This is a genomic window from Paraburkholderia sp. IMGN_8 (genome assembly GCF_038050405.1).
Lineage (GTDB): Bacteria > Pseudomonadota > Gammaproteobacteria > Burkholderiales > Burkholderiaceae > Paraburkholderia.
Genome location: NZ_CP150900.1, coordinates 642,609 through 662,534 on the forward strand (window position 1 = coordinate 642,609; position 19,926 = coordinate 662,534).

The window sequence follows — 19,926 nt, forward strand, 5'->3', positions numbered from 1 at the left end:
GGCGGAAGATGCCTGGGGTTACGCTGCGATGTACACCTGACAGCCGGCGGCGGCCAGCGTTTCGGCCATCTCGGCGGGCGGTGCGGCGTCGGTGAAAAGCGCGTCGATCTGGTCCAGATGACCCTGGCGAACCAGAGCCGGGCGGCCGAACTTCGAATTGTCGGCGGCGAGGAAGACCGTGCGTGCGTGCTGGATGATCGCCTCGGCGACGCGCACTTCGCGGGTGTCGAAATCGCGCAGCGTCCCATCCGTCTCGATGCTCGACGTGCCGATGATCGCGAAGTCCACCTTGAACTGGCGGATGAAGTCGATCGCCAGTTCGCCGACGATCCCTTTGTCCCAAGGCCGCACGATGCCGCCCGTCACCAGCACTTCGCAATCCGGATAGCCGCTCATCATGCTGGCGACGTTCAGATTGTTGGTAATCACGCGCAAACCGCGATGCCGGTTGAGCGCACGCGCGACTTCTTCGGTGGTGGTGCCGAGGTTGATGAAGAGGGAAGCCTGGTCGGGAATGTGAGTGGCCACTAGCGCTGCGATGCGCCGTTTCTCTTCATGGAACATCCGCTGACGCGCGGTGTACGAGACGTTCTCGGAGCTCGTCGGCAGACTCGCGCCGCCGTGATAGCGGCGCAGCAGGTTCATGTCGGCGAGCCAGTTGACGTCGCGCCGGATCGTCTGCGGCGTCACGTCGAAGTGGGCCGCGAGGTCGTCCACGGTCACGAAGCCGTCGCGTTGCACCCACTCCAGCAGTTCCTGTTGCCGGGCGTTGAGAGTCAGGCGGGGGTCTCGGGTCATGTGTCTCGGGTCGTGGGTTTTTGTCGGTGCCGCCCAGCCACCGGCGCGGTGCGTCGTGCCGGGGAGCAGGCGATGCGTGAATAGGAGTGAGCGTATTGTAAGACCTTCGCACGCCTTGTCTGCCAACTCGTGCGACACGCGTCAGATAGGCGCCGACCCATTCAGGCCATTTATGCATTTATTCATTTGATAAATGAATTTGTTTTTTGTGCCGGATCGCGCTGCAATCCGGGGTTCTCCATTTCACCGTCTTACCACGGTTTCCGGCGTCCCCTACGGCGGCGGGCCGTGCTTTCGAGAGTGTTCGACATGACTGGTTTCGACTGGCAAAACCCTTATCCGACGCCGCGTCTGCCTGTATTCGCGCGCAACATCGTTTCGACGTCGCATCCGCTCGCCGCGCAAGCCGGGCTGCGGATGCTGTGGAAGGGCGGCAATGCCGTCGATGCGGCGATCGCGGCGGCTGCGGCCATCACGGTGGTCGAGCCGGTGTCGTGCGGGCTGGGCGGCGATGCATTCGCGCTGGTGTGGGACGGCAAGAAGCTGCACGGCCTGAATGCGTCGGGTGTGTCGCCGGCAGCGTGGAATGTGGATTACTTCAAGCGCAAGTACGGCGAGGAAAACGGCCTTGCGAAGCAGCCCAAACGCGGCTGGGACGCGGTGACGGTGCCGGGCGTGATCGCCGGCTGGGAAGCGCTGCATCAGAAATTCGGTTCGCTGCCGTTTGCCGATCTGATGGAGCCGGCCATTGAAATCGCCGAGCGCGGTCATGCGCTCGCGAGCATCGTTGCGCACAAATGGGCGGCGGCGGTGCCCGAGTTGAAAGACCAGCCGGGTTTCGCGCAAACCTTCATGCCGCGCGGGCGCGCGCCGGAAGTCAGCGAACTGGTGCGCTTTCCCGGCCACGCGAAGACGCTGCGCAAGCTGGCCGAGCAAGGCCCGCGGGCTTACTACGAAGGCGAGATCGCCGAGCAGATCGCAGCCTTTGCGCGTGATGGCGGTGGCGCGCTGAGCGTCGACGATCTGCGCAATTACCGCGCGGATTGGGTCGAGCCGATCGGCAAGGATTATCGCGGCTACACCGTGCACGAAATTCCGCCGAACGGCCAGGGTATCGCGGCGCTGATCGCGCTCGGCATCCTCGAAAAATTCGACGTGAGCCCGCTGACTGTCGACAACGTTGAATCGCAGCATTTGCAGATCGAAGCGATGAAGCTGGCGTTCGCCGACGTGTATCGCTACGTCGCCGATCCGCGCTCGATGGAGGTTACACCCGAGCAGATGCTCGACGACGCGTACCTCACGTCGCGCGCCAGGCTGATCGATCCCAGGCGCGCGACCCACTTCAACTTCGGCATGCCGAAGGCCGGCGGCACGATCTACATGTCGGTGGCCGACGAACGCGGCATGATGGTGAGCTTCATCCAGTCGAACTACATGGGCTTCGGCTCGGGCATCGTGGTGCCCGACAGCGGCATCGCGCTGCAGAACCGCGGCTGCGGTTTCTCGATGGACCCGAAGTCGCCGAATGTGGTGGAAGGCGGCAAGCGGCCGTTTCACACGATCATCCCGTCGTTCCTCACGCAGCAGGTGGACGGCAAGCAGGAAGCGGTGATGAGCTTCGGCGTGATGGGCGGCGACATGCAGCCGCAAGGTCATTTGCAATCGATCGTGCGGATGCTCGACTACGGTCAGCAGCCGCAGGCGGCGTGCGATGCGCCGCGCTGGAAGGTCAACCGCGACTTCACGATCGATATCGAATCGACGCTCGATCCGAAGACCGCGGTGGCGTTGCAGAAGCTGGGCCACACGATCAAGTCGATCGACGATCCGTACATGGACTTCGGCTCCGGCCAGTACATCTGGAAGCTCGACCGCAACGATCCGGAGCGTGGATACGTGGCGGCGAGCGATAGCCGTCGCGACGGGCTGGCAGCCGGGTTCTAGGCGATTCAAACGAAGCGCGGCGCCGCGTTCCAGAGCAATGGTGCGGCGTATCGTGTTTTGGTCGTCGAGACGTTTATACATTTGACCGGTGACAAGCTTGCACCAAGTTACTACGTGCTGATTGCCGCAGTGCTGTCGGGCACGTCGGTCGTCATCGTCGCGCCTGACTTCGAAGCAATGTATCCACACACGAGCCAGCTCCTTGAGCTGGCTTTTTTGTGCCGTCCGCGCGCCTTTTTATTTCTGACTGAATATTTCGACTACCTTGATATTGGAACTGCGGCGGTTCGGCATGGTCTGTGCTGGGTTATCTGCAGAGTTGTGAAACACCGGCTAAGATGCAAGATACAAGGGGTTAACTCTAATTCAAGGCGCTGTATCTGACACGGCAAACCGTCCTGACGAGAGCGGGCGGTTTCGAGCACGCTCCGCGAGTCGATACAGCTTTGGGAGCAAGACACGATGCACACTGAGCTGAACCATGTGATGCCCTGGCGGATCGAGGATATCGACCTTACCCGCATAGATCGCCAGAGGGCCGTCGCTAACGAAGATCTGCTGCTGCTGCTGTGCGCCGCTTCGTTTATCGAAAGCGGCTCGGATCTCTACACCAGCAATCTGAACACCTTCTTCGACGGCGATCCGGAAGTCTCGGCCTGGCTCAACAGCGAATGGGAGCCGGAAGAATTGCAGCACGGCCGGGCGCTCAAGACGTACGTCGCTTACGTCTGGCCCGAGTTCGACTGGGACACGGCGTTCCGCAATTTCTTCGAAGAGTATTCGCTGACCTGTTCGGTGGAAGACTTCGAAAAGAGCCGCGCGCTCGAGATGGTGGCGCGCTGCGTCGTGGAAACAGGCACGGCTACGCTGTATCGCGCGATCGGAGAATGTTCGGACGAACCGGTGCTCAAGCAGATCATCGACAACATCCGTACCGACGAAGTCCGCCACTACAAGCACTTTTTCAAGTACTTCAAAAAGTACAACAAGATTGAAGGCAACGGCCGTCTCGCCGTGCTCGGCGCTTTGATGCGCCGCGTGATGGAGATCAAGAACGAAGACTCGGAGATCGCGTTGCGGCATGTATTCGCAATTCGTTATCCTGAGCGCGTGCACGATTCGGCTTATAACCGTGAGCGCGCGGCACGGATCAACGCGCTGGTGCGCCGCAATCTGTCGGCGGACATGTGCGTGAAGATGCTGCTCAAGCCGCTCGATCTGCCGGCCAAGATTCAGCCAGGCGTGCATTACCCGCTAGCGAAAATCACGCAACATGTGTTTTTCCGCTGAACCTCTTATCTCTGACGTAACGGTATGAAAACGAATGGCCCGCCTGTGCGGGCCATTCGTTTTTCGAGGCATGATGTGCTTTTCGACCCGCGCGACGTTTGCGACATGCGCGACCTTCACTGACCGGATCAAGAATATGAGCGATTCACCTGCACCCGAACGTCCGCTCGAACAGACCGTGTTCGACGAATGGCCCGACGCTGTCCGCACGCTGTTCGACGGCTCGTCGCTCGCGAGCAAGACGGGCTTTACCGCGTCGCTGCTGACGGTAGATACGAACGATCATGTGCGCACGTCGCTGCTCGGCGTCGGCGAGTTGTATGCGCCCGATTCGCGCACGCTGTGCATCGCTTTATGGCCGCAAGCGCGGGCCGCGCGCGCGATTGCGCAAAGCGGCCGGGCAGCGCTAACGTTTGTCTGCGATGAGGCGTTTTATCAGGTGCAGTTGCTTGTGACGCTGCTAACGGCCGTCGAAGGCGATGACAGCGGCCTGGCGTATCTGATCGGCTCGATCGATACCGGTGAGGCGCAAAGCGTTCGTTATGCGCGCCTGACGGGCGGCATCACGTTCGAACTGCAAGGGGAAGGGAAGGCGGTGCTCGATCGATGGGAACGGCAGATCGAGCACCTGAAGCAAGCAGCCGCTGCGGCTAACCGTAGGGACTAACGCCCCGCAGTCAGTCTGTCAGCGGCTTTGAATCTCAACGGCCGCGCTGGCCGCTGCGCGACGGTTGGCCGCCACGCGGCGTATCGTTGCGCGGCTTCGCGCCACCCAGCAATGCACCCGGATTGCCGCCTTGCGGCTTACCGCCCTGCGGTTTGCGCGGCGCATGCTGCGCGGCACTGCCTTCATGCGCCGCTGCGCGCGGCTTGTCGTCGTGACGTTGGCCGTCCCGGCGCGGCTGGCCGCCGTTACCCGCTGGCTTCGCACCTTGCGGACGCGGCTGCTGCTGACCATTCGCCGGACGCTGACCCGAACGTTGCGCCGGTTTTGCCGGCGCAGCGCCGTCGCGCCGGGCGCCGTCGCGCTTCGGCGCGCCTTGACCCTGACGCGGCTGACGGCCACCGCCGCCGCCACCACCCTGGCCGCGGCGCAGAATCGGCTCCGGCTTCGCATTCGGATCCGGCTCGAAGCCCGCGATCACTTCCTGCGGCACTGGACGCTTGATCAGCTTCTCGATGTCCTTCAGCAGTTGCAGTTCGTCGACGCACACCAGCGAGATCGCTTCGCCCGTCGCACCTGCACGGCCTGTGCGGCCGATGCGGTGTACGTAATCTTCCGGCACGTTCGGCAGGTCGAAGTTGACCACATGCGGAAGTTGATCGATATCGATGCCGCGTGCGGCGATGTCGGTCGCGACCAGCACTTGCAGCGTGCCGTCCTTGAACTCGGCGAGCGCGCGCGTACGGGCCGACTGGCTCTTGTTGCCGTGAATCGCCAGTGCGCTGATGCCGTCTTTGGTCAGCTGTTCAGCGAGCCGGTTCGCGCCGTGCTTCGTGCGCGTGAACACCAGCACCTGGAACCAGTTGTGCTGCTTGATCAGATGCGTGAGCAGTTCGCGCTTCTTGTCACGATCGACCGGGTGAATCTTTTGCGCGACCGTCTCAGCCGTCGTGTTGCGGCGCGCGACTTCGATCAGCGCCGGCGAGTCGAGCAGGTTGTCGGCGAGGGTCTTGATTTCGTCGGAGAAGGTGGCCGAGAACAGCAGGTTCTGACGCTTCGGCGGCAGCTTCGCGAGCACGCGCTTGATGTCGTGGATGAAGCCCATGTCGAGCATGCGGTCAGCTTCGTCGAGCACGAGAATCTCGAGATGCGACAGATCGATGGTCCTCTGCTGCATGTGGTCGAGCAAACGGCCAGGCGTCGCGACGACGATGTCCACGCCGCTGCGCAGCGCGCCGATTTGCGGATTGATGCCGACGCCGCCGAACATCACGGTCGACTTCAGCTTCAGATACTTGCCGTAGGCGCGCACGCTTTCTTCGACCTGTGCGGCCAGCTCACGCGTCGGCGTGAGGATCAGCGCGCGTACGGCGCGCTTGCCCGAGGCCGTGGCGACGGCGGGCATGGTGTTCAGACGCTGCAGGATCGGCAGCGTGAAGCCGGCGGTCTTGCCGGTGCCGGTTTGCGCGCCGGCCAGCAGATCGCCGCCGTTGAGCACGGCGGGAATCGCTTGCGTCTGGATCGGAGTCGGCGTGGTGTAGCCGAGTTCGTGTACAGCGCGGACCAACGGTTCGGACAAGCCGAGGGAATCAAAAGACATAAAAGCTCTTTGCAATGCAGTTTTGCGAACGGCACAAACGGGCCCAAGCGGGCACAAACGAGCCCAAGCGCGGCATGAACACGCCTCTATGGCGCGTTCGAGGCCAAAGCCCAGTTCCGGTCGCGGAGAAATCGGCGGCACGCTCAAACGCGTGCCGAATGCTTCAACGCGCTATGCAGACACGTTGACTGGCCTTAAGTTGCATTTCGCCGCCGTGGCGTGTCACGCGACGTAGCGCGCGACACTGACGAATTGACACAGACTGCCCGCCAGTACGAACAGGTGCCAGATACCATGTCCGTGCCGGATGCGCTCGTCGTTAATGAAGAAGTAGATGCCGGCGCTGTAGATGACTCCGCCGGCCACGAGCCAGGCGGTACCCGCTGCCGGTAAGGCTTGAATCAGCGGGCGGACGGCAACGAGCGCGAGCCATCCCATCAATACATACAGCACCATCGAAACGCTGCGGGTGCGTCGCCCGAGCGTCAGTTCCTGCACGATGCCGAGGGCGGCAAGCCCCCAGCTTACGCCGAATAGCGACCAGCCCCACGGTCCGCGCAACGTGACAAGCGTGAACGGGGTGTAGCTGCCGGCGATCAGCAGGTAGATCGCCGAATGGTCGCATTTTTGCAGAACGGCTTTCACGCGCGGGTTGCGCACGCTGTGGTAAAGCGTCGAGATAGCATACAGCACGAACAGCATCGCACCGTACACACTGAAACTGACCACTTTGTACGCGTCGCCGTCGAGCGCGCCCATCGTCACGAGCGCAGCAAGCCCCGCCACCGACAGCACGGCGCCGACGAGGTGGGTAATGCTGTTAAAACGCTCACCGACATGCACGGCTCTTTCCTCCTGCGCGGTTTCATAAGGGCAAATGTGCCCACATGATACCGGTCCTGAAAAAACGAAGGGCGCGGCTGCGTTTTTCGCAGGCCGCGCCCCGGGTGCATCTAACGCTGCTTAGTCGAGCGGCGCCGAACGCAGATCGGCCACTTGCTGCGGCGACACGGCCGTGCCGTGGTTGCCCCACGACATACGGATGTACGTCACAACGGCCGCGACTTCCTGATTCGACAGCGCCTGTGCGAACGGCGGCATGCCGTACGGATGCGGGTTGGCAGCCGTGCTCGGCGGGTAACCGCCGTTCAGCACCATACGGATCGGGTTGACCGCCGACGGCATCTGGATCGACTGGTTGTTCGCGAGCGGCGGGAAGGCCGACGGCCTGCCGAGGCCATTTTCCGCGTGACACTTCGCACAGTTGTCAGCGTAGATCTTCTGACCTTGCTTCAACAGTTCGCCGCCGAACTTCTCCGACGTTTCGAGTTGCAGCGGCTCCGGCGCCTCGCTCTTTTGCGGAATCGTCTTCAGATACGTCGACATCGCGCGGATGTCGTCGTCCGACATGTACTGCAGGCTGTTGTGAACCACTTCAGCCATCGGGCCGAACACCGCGCCGCGCTGCGACACGCCGGTCTTCAGCAGATCCGAGATGTCTTTGATATCCCAGTCGCCGAGGCCCGCTTCCTTGTTCGACGTCAACGAAGGTGCGTACCAGTTCTGCAGCGGGATCAGACCGCCCGCAAATGCAGCCGAATTGACCGGACCGCCCATCGCGTTGATCGACGTGTGGCACATGCCGCAGTGGCCGAGGCCTTCGATCAGGTACGCGCCGCGGTTCCATTCGACCGACTTGGTCGGATCGGCCTTGTACTCGCCTTCACGGAAGAACAGCGTGCGCCAGCCGATCAGCAGGTTGCGGTTGTTGAACGGGAACTTCAGTTCGTGCGGACGGCTTGCGACGTTGACCGGCGTGACCGAGCGCAGGTACGCGTAGATCGCGTCCGAGTCGGCGCGCGTGACCTTCGTGTAGCTCGTGAACGGGAAGCCCGGATACAGCAGGCTGCCGTCTTTAGAACGGCCGGTGTGCATGGCGCGATAGAAGTCGTCTTGCGTCCACTTGCCGATACCGTACTGGTCGTCAGGCGTGATGTTCGGCGTGAACATCGTGCCGAACGGCGTAGCCATCGGCAGGCCGCCAGCGAACTCCTTGCCGCCGCGCACCGTGTGGCACGCAATACAGTCGCCGGCGCGGGCAAGGTACTCGCCCTTCTTGATCAGTGCGGCCTCGTCGGCGGGCGTGGCCGCCACGGCCGTGCCGTTATGCAGGTTGTCGCCGCCCGACCACAGGACGGGAACGAGTGCGGTAGCCGCTACGACGACGACTGCCGAGAGGGCGAACAAAGACTTGCGTTTCATTTGAGTGTCTCTCCCGGTGCCTTATTGCGGTTCGCTGCCGCAGGCAAGCGGAGTCTTCATCGAGCGGGCCGGAGCCGGCACGGGGTTTTGCGGAGCCGTCTGCGTGGAAAGCCATGCAGCGACGGCGTTCACGTCTTCATCGGTAAGACGCGTAGCGATGGTATGCATGCAATCAGGCGCGATTGCGTGGCGCGAGCCCGAACGCCATGCGCCCAACTGCGCGCTGATGTAATCAGCATGCAGACCGACCAGACCCGGGATAGCGGGTTCCATACCGGTCAGCGCCTTGCCGTGGCAAGCCGCGCAAGCAGGAATCTGTTTCGATGCGTCGCCTTGCAGCACGATCTGCTGGCCGCGCGCAACGATAGCCGGCGACACGGTCGGCTTGGCCGGCGTCGGGTACGGCGGACGTTGCTGCGAGAAGTAAGTGGCGATCTGATGAAGGTAGTCGTCCGAGAGATACGTGACGAGGTAGTTCATCGGCGGGTACTTGCGGCGCCCTTCACGGAAGTTCTGCAACTGGTTGTACAGATAGTCCGCCGGCTTGCCCGCCAGACGCGGGAAATAGTCGTTGTCAGTACCTTGGCCGTGCGTGCCGTGGCAGGCCGTGCAACCTTGCACACGCGCTTCCATCGTATCGGGGGCCTTCGGTTGAGTCTGCGCTTTCGCAGCGCTATAGACGCCCGCGGAGCCGATCAGCAGAAGGGCAAGCAACGGGCGGAAAATGCGTCTTGAAGACACGCGTAACTCCATCAAAATCGGGGACCTGACCGAACTTCGAGCGGCTCGGTGTAAAGGGCAGACGGCGCTGCGGCGACGCAGCATTCTAGCATCGAAGGGTGATGGTGACTATTTGCCACATAAGAGAAGGTTCCAGCTGTCACAGGTATGCGACAGTTTGCCGCGGATTGTGGTTGACATGGCTTGCCAGTCATCTCGATTTTGCGTGCGCGATCCACCTCGCAATCAGTGAACGTGGTTGTTCGAATAACAAAGCAGGTTGAACCGACGCGCGTGGCAACCATCGAAGCGTACACTTCCGGGCGCGCCAGCGCGTCTCCGGCAGAAGCGTCCATCGGCTCGACGTCCACCGTTTTCTTTTTTCACAAGCTATCGGCCTTTCATGAAGCTATTCAATTTTTCTTGTCCGGCGCTGCGTGCGTTGACTGTCGGCGCCGTGGCGCTGGCTCTGACGTCCACGGCTTTCGCGCATGCGCATCTCGTGTCGAGCGAGCCGGCGGCGAACGCCGAAGTTGCCGCGCCCGCTGAAGTGACGATTCATTTCACCGAGCCGCTCGAGCCGGCTTTCAGCAAGATCGCACTGAGCGACGCGAGCGGTAAGGCTGTCGCGCCGGCTGCCTCGCAAGTCGACAAGAACGACGCCAAGGTCATGCACCTGGCGCTGCCGTCGTTGGCGGCGGGCCGCTACGCGGTGCACTGGAGCGCGGTCGCCACGGACGGGCACCGTACCCAAGGCGACTTCGCGTTCACCGTCAAATGAGCATCGACGGACTGTGGATCGGGCAGGTCGCAATGGCCGCGCTCATGAATGTCGCGTTTGCGTTTGCCGTGGGTTCGGCGCTGCTCGGCGCGTGGCTCGCGAAGGACGCGCAGGCCAAGATCGCACCGGCGCGGCCCGCCTGGTTGCGTGCGCAACGGTCGATGCTGACGGCCACCGTCGTGCTGGTGCTCTCGGATCTCGGCTGGCTGCTGTACCAGGCGGCGTCGATGAGCGGCGTCGCGTTGCCGGCTGCGATCGGCGTGGTGCCGACCGTGCTGACCCAAACGCATGTTGGCTACGGCTGGAGCGTGGCGTTCGCGGGCGCGCTGGTCCTGCTCGGAACCGCCATGGCTCATCACACGGGCATGGTGCGCAACGCGCTCCTGTGGCTGGCGGTGATTGCAATCGCCGCGGGCAAGGCATCGCTCGGGCATGCCGCCGATGCCGGACCGGCCTCGGCGGCGATCGGCATGCAGACGCTGCATGTGCTGGTCACGGGCGTATGGGGCGGGCTGGCGATGGCGGCGGGGCTATCGGTTTTGCCCGCGCTTGGCATCTCCACTGCGCGTGGCATGCTGATCCGCACGGCGACCCAGGTGTCGAACGTGTCGCTGGTGGCGGTCGGCTTCGTGTTGCTGACCGGCATATTCAATGGCGTGCGCGGTTCGGGTGGCTCGTTCGAGGCGATCGAGATCAGCACGTGGGGTCACGTGCTGACGCTGAAGCTCGCGCTGGTCGCGCTGGCGCTGGTGCTCGGCGGCCTCAACCGTTTCCTGGCTCTGCCGCGTTTGCGCCGCACCGCATCGACGATGGATGCGCATACCTTCGTCAACGTGCTGTATCTGGAAGCGCTGGCGATCATCGGTGTGTTCGTCGCGGCGGCGGTGCTGGCGCATAGCGTGCCGGCGTTCGCTGCGCTGGGCTGAGTTGTCTCGCGGCTAGCCTGGCGCGCGGACCGGGGGCACGCCGGCGCTCCGAATGCCTGACATAGCGCGGCATAAAAAAGCGCCGCACAGCAAAAGCGTGCGGCGCAATACACACGGTCGCCCGGCGGTGGCCGATTGATCCGTTACTACCCGCTAGGCGGCAAGCGCGTTCTTCGCCCGTTCCAGCGTTTCTTCCGGAAACATGTCCTGATGCAGTTCGCCATCGTCGCCGAACCATTGGCAGATCAGCCAGTTGCCAGGCGCGAACACCACCGGGCCGGCCCAGGTGGCTGTCATCGGACGTCCGCCGGACTTCAGCATCAGTACGTCGCCGGTGCGGTACGCGGGTCTTTTTGCCAGTCGCATGGAGAACATCCGATCGATGAATGCGGGGTTATTCAAAGCCGAGCCGATGTCCGAGGATCGGCGCGCAGAACAGCGCAATCGCACAGCCCGCTACCTTGCCTTCCAGTTCCGCGCCCGCGGCGCGTGAGCCGTACATGTGCGTCAGCAGGTCGAAGAGTTGCGGCAGGCAGTACAGCACGGCGGCAGCGATGAAGCATTTCTCGACCACCGAGATGCGCCAGCCGCGTTCGAACGCGAGCGCCGCGCCGATAATGCGAAGCACGCCGAACACCACCAGCGCGCCCACGGCGGCCTGTTCGCGAAGCAGATAGTCTGGAAGGAATTCGCTCATGATGCCCCCCGATGCATTGTCGTTTGAATGCATTTGAGCAAGGAGCGGGCCAAGCGTATGTCCGGTGCCGAACAAACGGCGTGAAAGCCTTTGTGGGCAAGGCTTTGCGCGATCCGTGGCGGGGCGCGGAAAGTGCCGGAAACGACGTGTTTCGACCGTTTCGGTCCGGGATGTTACGTAACTGCGACGGCGTGTGCGCCACACTTTACGTAACGCGCGCCGACGCCGCGGGGCGTTCAAAACAGAACGCCGCCCTCAGGCGGCGTTTTCGTTCACGCAATTACCATTCCGCGACGCTGCCATCCTCGTGGCGCCACACCGGATTGCGCCAGCGGTGGCCGACCTTCGCCATCTCGCGCACCTTCTCTTCGTTCACTTCGATGCCGAGACCCGGGCCTTGCGGAATCGACACGAAGCCGTCTTCGTATTTGAAGACTTCCGGATTCTTGATGTAGTCGAGCAGATCGTTGCCCTGGTTGTAGTGGATGCCGAGGCTCTGTTCCTGGATGAACGCGTTGTAGCTCACGGCGTCGATCTGAAGACACGTGGCCAGGGCGATCGGGCCGAGCGGGCAGTGCAAGGCGAGCGCGACGTCGTACGCTTCGGCCATCGACGCGATCTTGCGGCACTCGGTGATACCGCCCGCGTGCGACGCATCCGGCTGAATGATGTCGACGTAGCCGCCCGACAGAATGTGCTTGAAGTCCCAGCGCGAATACAGACGCTCGCCGAGCGCGATTGGCGTGTTGGTCTGATTGACGATGTCGCGCAACGCTTCGGCGTTCTCCGACAGCACCGGTTCTTCGATGAAGAGCAGCTTGTACGGGTCGAGTTCTTTCGCCAGCACCTTCGCCATCGGCTTGTGCACGCGGCCGTGGAAGTCCACGCCGATGCCGATGTTCGGCCCGACCGCTTCGCGCACCGCGGCGACGTTGTTGATCACGCCTTGCACTTTGTCGAAGGTGTCGATGATCTGTAGCTCTTCCGAGCCATTCATCTTCACTGCCTTGAAGCCGCGTTCGACCACGGCGCGCGCGTTGTTCGCGACGTCGCTCGGACGGTCGCCGCCGATCCACGAATACACCTTGATCCTGTCGCGCACCTGGCCGCCGAGCAGTGCATGAACCGGCACACCGTGATGCTTGCCCTTGATGTCCCATAGCGCCTGGTCGACGCCGGCGATCGCGCTCATCGTGATCGGACCGCCGCGGTAGAAGCCCGCGCGGTACATCACCTGCCAGTGATCTTCGATCAGCAGCGGATCCTTGCCGATCAGATAGTCGGACAGTTCCTCGACGGCAGCCGCCACCGTATGCGCGCGCCCTTCGACCACCGGCTCGCCCCAGCCGACGATGCCTTCGTCGGTCTCAATCTTGAGGAAGCACCAGCGTGGCGGAACGATGAAGGTTTCAAGCTTGGTGATTTTCATGGCGTGCGTCTCCTTGCGGCTTGCCCGTCTGCGGAATATTTCGAGGAGTCACATGCTACAACAAAACGCTGCTTCAGTACTATTAATAGTACTATTGGCGAAAGTTTGGGATCGATTCGACGGATCCGACGCGGTAGGTGCGAGGGCTGGGATACCGGATAATCCCGCTCGTTCCGGCCTTGCTTCCAATATCAAATAGCGCCGCAAGGCTGCTGGGAGAAAGCTATTCAGCACGATCTGCATGGGCGCGTCGCCCATCTGCTGGCGACCGCGATTCTGCGCGGCGACTACGCGCCCGACTCGATCCTGCCGCGTGAGGCGGAGTTGATGGACACGTTCGGTGTGAGCCGCACGGTGCTGCGCGAGGCGCTGCGCACGTTGACGTCGAAAGGATTGATCGAATCGCGGCCGCGCGTAGGCACGCGCGTGCGGCCGAAAACCGCGTGGAATCTGCTCGATGTCGATGTGCTCGACTGGTACTCGCGCGTTGCCGAGCCGATGGCGTTCGCACTCAAGTTGCAGGAAATGCGCGAGATGATCGAGCCGTACGCGGCGGGTCTGGCGGCGGCCTCTCACACCGATGAGACTTTCGACACGCTGGCAACGGCACATGCGGCGATGGTCGCGGCGCGCAATGTCGATGAATGGGTGCGCGCCGATCTGCAGTTTCATTTGAGCGTGCTGAGCGCTTGCAGCAATGAACTGCTGATTCCGCTCGGCACGCTGATCGAGCGCACGCTGGAAGCGCAACTGCGGCTGAATGCGAAACGCGCGGATGTGTTCAACGCGTCGCTCGCCGAGCATTCGGCGGTGTTCGAAGCGATCCGCGAGTGCGATGCCGCGGCGGCGCGCGCGGCGATGGCGGGGTTGCTGGGCGTGACGCGAGGAAGAATCGAGGCTTGACCGTTGTGGTTAAGGCGGCCTGCGGATCAATCCATCGCTGCATGCGCGAGCGATGCATCCGGTGCCTTGCGCGCGGGCCGGATCAGCAACAGCAGTGGAATCACCAGTAGCGTTGCGACGAACATCAGTTTGAAGTCGTTCAGATAAGCAATCATCGACGCCTGCTGCGTGATCGACACGTTCAGCGCCGCGATGTCGTAGTTCGAACCGTTGTTGAGCATCGGCGAACGCCGCTGTTCATTTCGATTCAGACGCGGCACCCGACGGCTGGACCAGTTCGAAACATGCCGCCTTCGTTTTGGCATCGGATTGCGACGGGTCGATGCATTTGAATGCGCTCTGGTCGCGTTGGACAAAAATAGTGTCGGCGGAGCCGGCGCTGAAGTGCGCACCGTTGACCACTGCGACGATCTTGTAGCCGTCCTGCAAAAGCGTGGAGAGTGTGATCGGATTGGCGCGCCACTGGCCGTCGGGTGCTGTCTCGGCGTGAGCAGTGAGCGAAGACGCGGCGAAGAGAATGACTGCGGAAGCGGTAGCCGCGGTGGTACGGAACGTCATCAAGAAAACTCCTTGAAGTTGAAGTTTGGAAAGCCGGCAGCGCGTTCGACACGGCAGCGGGCCAGGGCAAGAATCTTTTTGCTCTCGATTTCGGCCATCTCGATTTCAGTTATATTACGCACCCGTTGTCTCCATACCTCCAAATGGGGCAGCTATCCGGTGGTTTCCGCGAGTTGCTCCCGCGCGCTCGGCAATTGCGTTCAGTGCGCTTTTTTGGTGCGCTCGACGTTGAGTGTCGTCGGCTCTAGCCCCGTTCACGTTTGTGGCAGTTGGTTTTCATTTCAAGCGGCGTCCATATCCTGCGACGCACTACGCACCCGAGACACAAAAAATTTGTCGCCGTACGCGATGGGAAGTCATAGCGCTTCCCATGCGCAGGCTTTTACTGATGCATTCGGTTCCTCCGTTCGGGACTCCGATTGAGATGTGGGAAGGCTTTTTGCCGAAACCGTTCAATCGGAAGTCCCGGTAAGGATTTTGTGCACGTTGAGAAAGGTTGTTCATTTTGCTTAAAACGATAAGAGCAGTTTTGTTGGGGTTGGTTCTTTCCGTGACCGCGCTTTCCGCGCAAGCCGGCGAGACGAAAAAGGTCGATGTCCTGCTGGTGGGCGGCGGCATCATGAGTTCGACGTTGGGCGTGTGGCTCCATGAGCTCCAGCCCGATTGGTCGATGATAATGATCGAGCGTCTGGACGGTGTGGCCAAGGAAAGCTCGAATGGCTGGAACAATGCCGGCACGGGGCATTCCGCATTGGCCGAGCTCAACTACACGCCCGAGAAGCCGGACGGCACGATCGATATTTCGAAGGCCGTCGAAATCAACGAGGCCTTTCAGGTGTCGCGCCAGTTCTGGGCCTGGCAGGTCAGGAACGATGTGCTCAAGAATCCGCGATCGTTCATCAACTCGACGCCGCACATGAGCTTCGTCTGGGGTGACGACAATGTCCGTTTCCTCAGGAAGCGCTACGACGCGCTGCAGGCGAGTCCGTTGTTCCGCGGCATGAAGTACTCGGACGACTTCGACCAGATCAAGCAGTGGGTTCCGCTGATGATGGAAGGCCGCGATCCGAAGCAGAAGGTCGCGGCGACCTGGTCCCCGGTGGGCACCGACATGAACTTCGGCGAGATTACGCGCCAGTTCGTCGGCTATCTGCAGAGCCAGCCCAATTTCAATCTCTCGCTCTCCAGCGAAGTACGAAGCATCAAGCGCAATGCTGACGGCACGTGGCGCGTGTCCTACGTGAAGACTCAGACCGGTGATTCCGAGCAGGACGTCGACGCGAAGTTCGTGTTCATCGGCGCAGGCGGCGGCGCGCTGCACCTGCTGCAGGCGTCGGGCATTCCGGAAGCCAGGGACTATGGTGCCTTTCCGGTCGGCGGCTCCTTCCTCGTGACGGAAAATCCGGAGATCGTGAGCCGGCACCTGGCCAAGGCTTACGGCAAGGCTTCCGTCGGTTCGCCGCCGATGTCGGTGCCGCACCTGGACACGCGCATCATCGATGGCAAGAAGATCATTCTGTTCGGACCGTTCGCGACGTTCTCGACCAGGTTCCTGAAGAACGGTTCGTACTTCGATCTCCTGAGCAGCACCAATGTGCATAACGTCGTGCCGATGGTGCACGTGGGCATCGACGAGTTTCCGTTGGTCGAATACCTGGCAGGTCAGCTGATGCTGTCGGATGACGATCGCTTCAATGCCTTGAAGGAATACTTCCCGCAGGCCAGGAAGGAAGACTGGCGCCTGTGGCAAGCCGGTCAGCGCGTGCAGATCATCAAGCGCGACGGTGCGAAGGGCGGCGTCCTCAAGCTCGGCACTGAAATCGTGAGTTCGCAGGATGGGAGTATCGCCGGTCTGCTGGGTGCGTCGCCAGGTGCCTCGACCGCTGCGCCGATCATGCTCAGCCTGCTCGAGAAGGTGTTCAAGGACAAGGTCGCTACGACGGCCTGGCAGGAAAAGATTCGGCAGATCGTGCCGAGCTACGGAACCAGGCTGAACGACAGCCCGGCCAAGGTCTATCAGGAATGGACCTATACCAGCGACGTGCTGCAGCTGACGCCGCCGCCGCAGATCGACCTCTCCGTCGCGCCGCGTTCGAATTCGGGAACGGGTGCGCCTCGGCCGGGCAAGGCTGCGGCTGACATGGCGCTATAAAGTCTGAGATAGGGAAGCGGCCAGCCGTACGGTCGCTTCCGATTGCTGCAAATTCAAAGCGCGGTATGTGTTGCAGTTTGGCAAGCCAAAACAAAAAAGCCGCTGCTTCGTGAGAAGCAGCGGCTTTTTCTTGCAACTGGTGGCGAATCAGGGACTATCGCCGTATAAATCAAGCCATTGAAAATCAACGACTTGGAAACTCAAGCACCGCGCTCCTGTACTCGTACTTTGTACCAGCCTCGGCAACACCGCGCAAGGGGCCGTACCTGCACGTCTGGTGTGCTAACGCCTGCCAAGTGCATCAAGCATTGCTTCGCGGTTAGCGGCTTGAGCACGTTCGAGTTCCTGTTGCGTAAACTCAGGAAGTGCGGGGCGGTTCTCCTGTCCTATGAAGTCGTTGAACCATTGGAACGCAAGCGCGTTCGCCTCGGCTTCCTGAGCGTCGTTTTCGTCCTTCGATATTTCGTTGGGTGGACGATGGTCGCAGTAGGCATGCGCTACTTCGTGTAGCACAGCGAATACGAAATAGCGGACCTGCGCGTCCGCTTCACTCCTGTGACCTTTGGGAACGATGCGCTCCGACAGCACGACAATGTCGCGGCCTTCACAGAACCTTTGTGTCAGACGGCGGCCGTCAGACTCCGTCGTGCTCACGAACGCCAATCGGTCACCGCATTGCGTCAAAACTTCGTCTGGCAGACAGCCAAGGGCGTAATTGCCCCAGAAGTTTCCATCACGTCCGCAGTCCCACATCATGGTGCGCTCCACTACAAAGGATGGGTAATTCTCGACCATCCTCATCGTACCCTTTACGGCGTCCGGCTGAAAACGCTGGCTTGCCCCGGCTGACTGTTGCTTTTGCCATGCGCTCCCATTTGCCGGAGAATGCGCAAAGGCAATCTTGGGGAAGAATAAGATGGATGACGAATTGAAGGAGCTTGAGGAGTTGCAGGCGGAGAACGCCAACGTTGTCGACGAGGCCAGCAGCGACGATGCTTCTGTACCGCACACCTACAATATATCGAGCTATGGTGCGGATTACGACGTAGACGGCCTGGTCAAGCGCATGAAGAATGGCCATATCTTCATTCCTCCGTTTCAGCGCGACTACGTCTGGAATCTTAGAGACGCCTCTAGGCTCATTGAGTCGTTGCTGCTCGGTTTGCCCGTTCCGGGCATATTTCTCGCCAAGGAGTCTGAGTCAAATAAATTGTTGGTTATCGATGGTCAGCAGCGATTGAAAACTCTCCAGTATTTCTACGAAGGCATTTTCAATCAAAAACCCGATGACAAGAAAGTTAGGCTTTTTAGGTTGTCTAATGTGCAGCCTCAGTTCGAAGGTAAGCTATATGAGGACCTGGATGAAAAGGATAAGTTAAGGCTTAATGACACGATTATCCATGCAACCATTATTAAGCAAGAGTCTCCCGAGGGTGATGATACTAGCGTTTATCACGTCTTTGAGCGTTTGAATACTGGTGGCCGGAAGCTGACGCCTCAGGAAATACGTGTCGCCATATTCCACGGTGACCTTATTGACCTGCTACGGAAATTGAATGCGACGCCTTCTTGGCGGGCGATATTTGGGAAGGAAAGCAATCGCCTGAAGGACCAGGAACTGATTTTGCGCTTTTTGGCGATGTATTCGGAAGGGGATAAGTATGAAAAGCCAATGAGCGAGTTTCTGAGTAAATTCAATAATAAATGCAGAGTGTTGTCGGCGGAACAGGTGCGGCAGTTTACGGAGATATTCGTTAAAACAATCGATACCGTGTACAAATCGGTTGGGGCGCATGCATTCAGACCAGAGCGAGCATTGAACGCCGCGGTGTTTGATTCCGTGATGGTCGGCCTGGCAAGACGAATACGAGACAAGGGCGACGCCGACCCGGCGGCCGTCGCGAACGCATATGGTTTGCTATTATCGGACGCGGGCTTCCGTGCGGCAATGTCGATAGCAACGTCCGACTCGGCAAACGTTGGCACGCGGCTGCGGCTTGCAACTGAAAAGTTCGCGGCCGTTTAGTCGTTCGCCATGAAAAATCAAGAAATGTCCAGACAACTCCAGCGCTTGGACTCTCTGTTCAAGCGCGCGGCAGAGGCATCGAATGGAGACTTTGACCTTCAGTCTCACTGGGCGCGGTACCTATGTGTTTTGGTTTCCGGCTTCGTGGAGAATGGAGTGAAGGAAATTTATTCTGAATATGTAAGCCACGGGGCGTCAAAACCCGTGGCGGACTACGCGATTGCACACCTGTCAACAATCCAGAATCCGAAGGCGGAAAAAATACTAACCATCGCTGGCTCATTCAAGAAAGAATGGCGGGAGGAGTTGGAAAAATATCTTGAAGATGACGGTAGAAAGGATGCCATTGATTCGATAATGGCAAATCGCCATCAGATTGCTCATGGAAAAGACGTGGGTATTACGCTTGTTCGTATCCATGAATTTTTCAAGAAGATTGTCGATATTTTCAAATTAATCGAGCAACAATGTGGCGCGTAACAATCTGTTTCGTTTTTGTGGATTGAGTGCTTTGTAAGGTATTGCGGCGCACGTTCCGAAAGCGATGTGCCGCAAGGCGGCACATCGGGGAACCATTTAGCAATCCGGGTAATAGATGTACTGGTTGCGCTTTTTCAGTTGCTTTTTGAAATCGGCGGGTGCCGGCTCGTCAGTGGTTACCTTGACCAGCTCGGGAGGGAGATGATGGACGGCCGTCCTGAAATGGATTTCTGCCTGGTCGTCCCACGGCAAGGGAAAGCTGAGGAGCATCGAAAATTTCGCCAGTCCGTCGATGAAGTGGGACATTTCATCGTCATCTGATACGCCATGCAGTAGCGCAATGTCGGAATCGCCTACGGGAAATCCGATTCTCGTCGAGCCTTTGTGTGTTCTCACCTCGAGCTCGGTCTCCGCGAGAGCGACGACGGCGGCAGCAATTGTCGCCGGGTGCGTGGTCGCCAAAAGCCTGCGCTCGCCGAGGTAAAGGTCGCCAACATAGACCTTCGACGTGTTTTTATAAAACCTTAGATTAAGCACTGTACTCTCCGGTTGAAAGGGCCTATCAGGTGTAGCGACGCGAAAATGCGTCTAAAGCACTAGGCCATCTCGCATATATCGGCGGCGGCGCAGCAAACTTCATCGAACAAAGGGGCTGACACGGTGGACGGCTATCGTGAGGCCTTTCGCGAAGTC

20 protein-coding genes and 1 pseudogene are annotated in these 19,926 nt (G+C 60.4%); 9 read left to right on the top strand and 12 right to left on the bottom strand.

Annotation, left to right across the window (positions count from 1 at the left end; translation table 11 throughout):
- Nucleotides 1-18: 18 nt before the first annotated feature.
- The gene (locus WN982_RS03165; protein ID WP_341314346.1) at nt 19-798 is read right to left on the bottom strand and encodes a DeoR/GlpR family DNA-binding transcription regulator; all 780 of its coding nucleotides are present in this window, start codon (nt 796-798) and stop codon (nt 19-21) included.
- Between the two features lie 309 nt (nt 799-1,107).
- Between WN982_RS03165 and WN982_RS03170 the strand changes: the two genes are divergently transcribed.
- The 3 genes from WN982_RS03170 (at nt 1,108) to WN982_RS03180 (ending at nt 4,702) form a co-directional block, all read left to right on the top strand.
- Nucleotides 1,108-2,745, top strand: coding sequence for a gamma-glutamyltransferase family protein (locus WN982_RS03170; protein WP_341314347.1), 1,638 nt, complete (start codon nt 1,108-1,110; stop codon nt 2,743-2,745).
- 462 nt (nt 2,746-3,207) lie between these two features.
- Nucleotides 3,208-4,035, top strand: a complete 828-nt coding sequence (locus WN982_RS03175) for a ferritin-like domain-containing protein (RefSeq protein ID WP_341314348.1) — start codon at nt 3,208-3,210, stop codon at nt 4,033-4,035.
- 136 nt (nt 4,036-4,171) lie between these two features.
- Nucleotides 4,172-4,702: a hypothetical protein gene (locus tag WN982_RS03180; RefSeq protein WP_341314349.1), complete on the top strand. Its 531-nt coding sequence runs from the start codon at nt 4,172-4,174 to the stop codon at nt 4,700-4,702.
- 34 nt (nt 4,703-4,736) lie between these two features.
- Here the strand turns inward: WN982_RS03180 and WN982_RS03185 are convergent, their stop codons facing one another.
- From WN982_RS03185 to WN982_RS03200, 4 genes are all read right to left on the bottom strand, one after another.
- Nucleotides 4,737-6,299: a DEAD/DEAH box helicase gene (locus WN982_RS03185; protein ID WP_341314350.1), complete on the bottom strand. Its 1,563-nt coding sequence runs from the start codon at nt 6,297-6,299 to the stop codon at nt 4,737-4,739.
- Between the two features lie 222 nt (nt 6,300-6,521).
- Nucleotides 6,522-7,142 carry a hemolysin III family protein gene (locus tag WN982_RS03190; RefSeq protein ID WP_341314351.1) on the bottom strand — a complete coding sequence of 207 codons (621 nt, stop codon included), beginning with the start codon at nt 7,140-7,142 and terminating at the stop codon, nt 6,522-6,524.
- A 120-nt stretch (nt 7,143-7,262) separates the two neighbouring features.
- Nucleotides 7,263-8,561, bottom strand: coding sequence for a cytochrome c (locus tag WN982_RS03195; protein WP_341314352.1), 1,299 nt, complete (start codon nt 8,559-8,561; stop codon nt 7,263-7,265).
- A 21-nt stretch (nt 8,562-8,582) separates the two neighbouring features.
- Nucleotides 8,583-9,314: a c-type cytochrome gene (locus WN982_RS03200; RefSeq protein ID WP_341314353.1), complete on the bottom strand. Its 732-nt coding sequence runs from the start codon at nt 9,312-9,314 to the stop codon at nt 8,583-8,585.
- Between the two features lie 370 nt (nt 9,315-9,684).
- Between WN982_RS03200 and copC the strand changes: the two genes are divergently transcribed.
- Together copC and WN982_RS03210 are read left to right on the top strand one after the other, a co-directional pair.
- Nucleotides 9,685-10,062, top strand: coding sequence for a copper homeostasis periplasmic binding protein CopC (gene copC / locus WN982_RS03205; protein WP_341314354.1), 378 nt, complete (start codon nt 9,685-9,687; stop codon nt 10,060-10,062).
- Complete coding sequence (locus WN982_RS03210; RefSeq protein ID WP_341314355.1) at nt 10,059-10,988, top strand: CopD family protein; 930 nt, start codon at nt 10,059-10,061, stop codon at nt 10,986-10,988. Before copC ends, WN982_RS03210 begins: the two co-directional genes overlap by 4 nt.
- Nucleotides 10,989-11,141: 153 nt before the next feature.
- Here WN982_RS03210 and WN982_RS03215 read toward each other — a convergent pair whose 3' ends face one another.
- The 3 genes from WN982_RS03215 to dgoD all read right to left on the bottom strand — a co-directional run bounded on the left by WN982_RS03215 (nt 11,142) and on the right by dgoD (nt 13,114).
- Complete coding sequence (locus tag WN982_RS03215; RefSeq protein WP_341314356.1) at nt 11,142-11,354, bottom strand: YodC family protein; 213 nt, start codon at nt 11,352-11,354, stop codon at nt 11,142-11,144.
- Nucleotides 11,355-11,382: 28 nt separating this feature from the next.
- The gene (locus tag WN982_RS03220) at nt 11,383-11,685 is read right to left on the bottom strand and encodes a hypothetical protein (protein ID WP_341314357.1); all 303 of its coding nucleotides are present in this window, start codon (nt 11,683-11,685) and stop codon (nt 11,383-11,385) included.
- Between the two features lie 280 nt (nt 11,686-11,965).
- Nucleotides 11,966-13,114, bottom strand: coding sequence for a galactonate dehydratase (gene dgoD / locus WN982_RS03225; protein WP_341314358.1), 1,149 nt, complete (start codon nt 13,112-13,114; stop codon nt 11,966-11,968).
- A 225-nt stretch (nt 13,115-13,339) separates the two neighbouring features.
- On the opposite strand from dgoD, the gene WN982_RS03230 reads away from it, so the two are divergent.
- Complete coding sequence (locus tag WN982_RS03230; protein ID WP_341315704.1) at nt 13,340-14,017, top strand: FCD domain-containing protein; 678 nt, start codon at nt 13,340-13,342, stop codon at nt 14,015-14,017.
- 26 nt (nt 14,018-14,043) lie between these two features.
- Here the strand turns inward: WN982_RS03230 and WN982_RS03235 are convergent.
- Together WN982_RS03235 and WN982_RS03240 are read right to left on the bottom strand one after the other, a co-directional pair.
- Nucleotides 14,044-14,241: pseudogene (locus tag WN982_RS03235) on the bottom strand (EmrB/QacA family drug resistance transporter); the annotation flags it as partial.
- Nucleotides 14,242-14,254: 13 nt separating this feature from the next.
- Complete coding sequence (locus tag WN982_RS03240; RefSeq protein ID WP_341314359.1) at nt 14,255-14,575, bottom strand: hypothetical protein; 321 nt, start codon at nt 14,573-14,575, stop codon at nt 14,255-14,257.
- A 505-nt stretch (nt 14,576-15,080) separates the two neighbouring features.
- Between WN982_RS03240 and mqo the strand changes: the two genes are divergently transcribed.
- The gene (gene mqo, locus WN982_RS03245) at nt 15,081-16,727 is read left to right on the top strand and encodes a malate dehydrogenase (quinone) (protein WP_341315705.1); all 1,647 of its coding nucleotides are present in this window, start codon (nt 15,081-15,083) and stop codon (nt 16,725-16,727) included.
- A gap of 282 nt (nt 16,728-17,009) precedes the next feature.
- Here the strand turns inward: mqo and WN982_RS03250 are convergent, their stop codons facing one another.
- Entirely contained in the window at nt 17,010-17,522 is a 513-nt protein-coding gene (locus tag WN982_RS03250) for a hypothetical protein (RefSeq protein WP_341314360.1), read from the bottom strand.
- Nucleotides 17,523-17,643: 121 nt separating this feature from the next.
- On the opposite strand from WN982_RS03250, the gene WN982_RS03255 reads away from it, so the two are divergent.
- Nucleotides 17,644-18,753 (top strand): DUF262 domain-containing protein, encoded by a 1,110-nt coding sequence (locus WN982_RS03255; RefSeq protein ID WP_341314361.1) that lies wholly within the window; start codon nt 17,644-17,646, stop codon nt 18,751-18,753.
- A gap of 9 nt (nt 18,754-18,762) precedes the next feature.
- Complete coding sequence (locus WN982_RS03260) at nt 18,763-19,233, top strand: HEPN domain-containing protein (protein ID WP_341314362.1); 471 nt, start codon at nt 18,763-18,765, stop codon at nt 19,231-19,233.
- Between the two features lie 96 nt (nt 19,234-19,329).
- On the opposite strand, the gene WN982_RS03265 is transcribed toward WN982_RS03260, so the two are convergent.
- Complete coding sequence (locus WN982_RS03265; protein WP_341314363.1) at nt 19,330-19,770, bottom strand: hypothetical protein; 441 nt, start codon at nt 19,768-19,770, stop codon at nt 19,330-19,332.
- Nucleotides 19,771-19,926: the final 156 nt, after the last annotated feature.